Origin of the sequence: Agrobacterium sp. O3.4 (genome assembly GCF_041414895.1) — a bacterium.
GTDB classification, from domain to species: domain Bacteria; phylum Pseudomonadota; class Alphaproteobacteria; order Rhizobiales; family Rhizobiaceae; genus Agrobacterium; species Agrobacterium cucumeris.
This window is the reverse complement of record NZ_JALPZP010000018.1, coordinates 2,501-6,474: the sequence shown is the minus strand read 5'-3', so window position 1 is coordinate 6,474 and position 3,974 is coordinate 2,501. Positions and strand designations below refer to the sequence as shown.

Annotated in this window: 1 tRNA gene and 2 rRNA genes; all 3 read right to left on the bottom strand. The window is 52.7% G+C overall.

Annotated elements, in window-relative coordinates:
- Position 1: 1 nt before the first annotated feature.
- The 3 genes from M0412_RS26345 to M0412_RS26335 all read right to left on the bottom strand — a co-directional run bounded on the left by M0412_RS26345 (position 2) and on the right by M0412_RS26335 (position 3,465).
- Positions 2-78, bottom strand: a tRNA-Met gene (locus M0412_RS26345).
- Between the two features lie 222 nt (positions 79-300).
- A 5S ribosomal RNA gene (rrf, locus tag M0412_RS26340) occupies positions 301-415 on the bottom strand.
- Positions 416-666: 251 nt separating this feature from the next.
- Positions 667-3,465, bottom strand: a 23S ribosomal RNA gene (locus M0412_RS26335).
- Positions 3,466-3,974 lie beyond the last annotated feature (509 nt).

Below are 3,974 nucleotides of genomic sequence, written 5' to 3'. Positions count from 1 at the left end.
TTGGTTGCGGGGGCAGGATTTGAACCTGCGGCCTTCAGGTTATGAGCCTGACGAGCTACCGGGCTGCTCCACCCCGCGTTACCAGCGCAAGTTCGCAGAACTTGTCGCGAGAGCGTAACCGCATGGCGGTTATGCTTGGTGCCGGAGCAAATTGCCGAAGGCGATTTGTCTCCTTTAAGGGACGCACGAGGCGTCTTTTTTTATTCTGGTCTTAAACGACAAAAGGCCGCTTGAGCGGCCCTTTTTTTATCGGCTGGGCCGAAGAATGTGAATGAGAAGATTAGATGTTGCGTTTTGCAGACCTGGCAGCGACCTACTCTCCCGCGTCTTGAGACGGAGTACCATTGGCGCTGGGGCGTTTCACGGCCGTGTTCGGAATGGGAACGGGTGCAGCCGCCCCGCGATAACCACCAGGTCGGCAAAACGCAACATGCTCCATGTTTTCACATGGAAACTGCTGTTTCGAGAAGCTGGAGAGCTCAAAGCTCTATTTAATTTAACACGTCTTTCCGTGACCGATCCGTATTCCACCTTTGCTCGAAGTCGAGCATGGAAGCCATACAGACCAGAGGTCGTCGCGCCCTGTGGCGCGGCCCGTCCGGAGCCCTTCGGGCGTCAGGACAGAACAGATCATCGAACTGCGTTCGATGAGCATGAACAATGGGAACGAAGAAGTCGATCGAGCTATTAGTAACGGTAAGCTTCACATGTTGCCATGCTTCCACACCCGTCCTATCAACGTGGTCGTCTTCCACGGCTCTGATAGGGAACACTCGTTTTCAGGTTGGTTTCCCGCTTAGATGCCTTCAGCGGTTATCCATTCCGTATATAGCTACTCTGCTATGCCCTTGGCAGGACAACAGATCCACCAGAGATACGTCCATCCCGGTCCTCTCGTACTAGGGACAGATCCTGTCAATATTCCTACACCCACGGCAGATAGGGACCGAACTGTCTCACGACGTTCTGAACCCAACTCACGTACCGCTTTAAATGGCGAACAGCCATACCCTTGGGACCTGCTCCAGCCCCAGGATGCGATGAGTCGACATCGAGGTGCCAAACAACCCCGTCGATATGGACTCTTGGGGGTCATCAGCCTGTTATCCCCGGCGTACCTTTTATCCGTTGAGCGATGGCCCTTCCACACGGGACCACCGGATCACTATGACCGACTTTCGTCTCTGCTCGACTTGTCAGTCTCGCAGTCAGGCGGGCTTATGCCATTGCACTCGACGACCGATTTCCGACCGGTCTGAGCCCACCATCGCGCGCCTCCGTTACTCTTTCGGAGGCGACCGCCCCAGTCAAACTACCCACCATACACTGTCCCGGATCCGGATAACGGACCGCGGTTAGACATCCACGAAGATAAGGGTGGTATTTCAAGGATGGCTCCACAAGAACTGGCGTCCCTGCTTCAAAGCCTACCACCTATCCTACACATGCCTTGGCGAATGCCAGTGTAAAGCTATAGTAAAGGTGCACGGGGTCTTTCCGTCTGACCGCAGGAACCCCGCATCTTCACGGGGAATTCAATTTCACTGAGTCTATGTTGGAGACAGCGGGGAAGTCGTTACGCCATTCGTGCAGGTCGGAACTTACCCGACAAGGAATTTCGCTACCTTAGGACCGTTATAGTTACGGCCGCCGTTTACTGGGGCTTCAGTTCAGAGCTTGCACCCCTCCCTTTAACCTTCCAGCACCGGGCAGGCGTCAGACCCTATACGTCGTATTGCTACTTCGCAGAGCCCTGTGTTTTTGATAAACAGTCGCTACCCCCTGGTCTGTGCCACCCCATCATAGTTGCCTAAAATGGGGTCACGCTTCTTCCGAAGTTACGCGTGCAATTTGCCGAGTTCCTTCAACATAGTTCTCTCAAGCGCCTTGGTATACTCTACCTGACCACCTGTGTCGGTTTCGGGTACGGTCTATACGGTGGAGCTATTTCCTGGAACCTCTTCGCCGCACATTCAATCCAATAAGAATGTACAACACACGAGATCCGTCACTACCACCAGGCCCACGAATATTAACGTGGTTCCCATCGACTACGCGTGTCCGCCTCGTCTTAGGGGCCGGCTAACCCTGCTCAGATTAACTTTAAGCAGGAACCCTTGGTCTTTCGGCGAGGGAGTCTCTCACTCCCTTTATCGTTACTCATGTCAACATTCGCACTTCCGATATCTCCAGCAGCCCTCACGGGTCCGCCTTCACAGACTTACGGAACGCTCCGCTACCACATGCCTTACGGCATATCCTCAGCTTCGGTGCATGGCTTTAGCCCCGTTACATTTTCGGCGCAAAGACCCTTATTTAGACCAGTGAGCTGTTACGCTTTCTTTAAATGATGGCTGCTTCTAAGCCAACATCCTGGTTGTTTTGGGATCCTCACATCCTTTCCCACTTAGCCATGACTTGGGGACCTTAGCTGGAGGTCAGGGTTGTTGCCCTTTTCACGACGGACGTTAGCACCCGCCGTGTGTCTGCCGACTAGTACTCCTCGGTATTCGGAGTTTGGTTAGGATCAGTAAGACGGTGAGTCCCCATAGCCCATCCAGTGCTCTACCCCCGAGGGTATTCGGTCGACGCTCTACCTAAATAGATTTCGCGGAGAACCAGCTATTTCCGAGTTTGATTGGCCTTTCACCCCTAGCCACAAGTCATCCCAATCTATTGCAACAGATACGGGTTCGGCCCTCCAGTTGGTGTTACCCAACCTTCAGCCTGCTCATGGCTAGATCACTCGGTTTCGGGTCTAATGCAACTAACTCAATCGCCCTATTCAGACTCGCTTTCGCTGCGCCTACACCTACCGGCTTAAGCTTGCTAGTTACACTAAGTCGTTGACCCATTATACAAAAGGTACGCCGTCACCCTTGCGGGCTCCGACTGTTTGTAGGCATCCGGTTTCAGGTTCTATTTCACTCCCCTCGTCGGGGTGCTTTTCACCTTTCCCTCACGGTACTTGTTCGCTATCGGTCATGCACGAGTACTTAGGCTTGGAGAGTGGTCTCCCCATGTTCAGACAGGATTTCACGTGTCCCGCCCTACTCAAGGACAATGACTGTTCTACGCGTAAGGGGCTATCACCCTCTATGGCCGACCTTTCCAGATCGTTCCGCTTTATTCATCATTGCCACTGGCCTGGTCCGCGTTCGCTCGCCACTACTTGCGGAGTCTCGGTTGATGTCCTTTCCTGCAGGTACTTAGATGTTTCAGTTCCCTGCGTTCGCTTCTTACCCCTATGTATTCGAAAGTAAGATACCTTATCACAATGCTTGGAAACCCAGGCCGTTCGTTAAAACAGACTGGATTTTCCAAGCATTTAAGGTGGGTTGCCCCATTCGGAGATCCATGGATCAAAGCTTATTCGCAGCTCCCCACGGCTTTTCGCAGCGTATCACGTCCTTCTTCGCCTGTGCATGCCAAGGCATCCACCAAATGCCCTTAATTCACTTCTTCGTTCTCATTGTCTATGCTCATCATCTGTTGGATTTGGCAGAACCTTTCCTTCTCGCTTGCGCTCAAAGGGGTACCAAATCGGGCCATCCGGGCAAAACTCAATCTGCCGCGAAAGCCATTCCATCCCTAACGATAAAGAGAGGAACAACGGTTACGGTTACCTTTTACAACCGCAACACCAACGATGACATCGACGTGTTCGATACAATCCTCATATGAAGGCACGCCGGTGCACTTCGAGGTCGTATCATTAAGACCAGCTTCTCGAGATATCATCCGGTGATGCGCGGTCAGGCAACACCAATCCAGCATGTCCATCAGATGAAGGCCTAAACCTTCAAACAACAAACATGCCTCGGACAAGCTTTCCTTCCTACCTCCAATCCCTCCGCCAATTCCGGCCGACTAAGCCATCACATGGTTTCTCTGGGACTGGGCTCGGACGCTTCAAACCACAAGGGCTCAAAACACCTGGAAGCTTCCAGACATATCTTCTCTTCACAATGTAT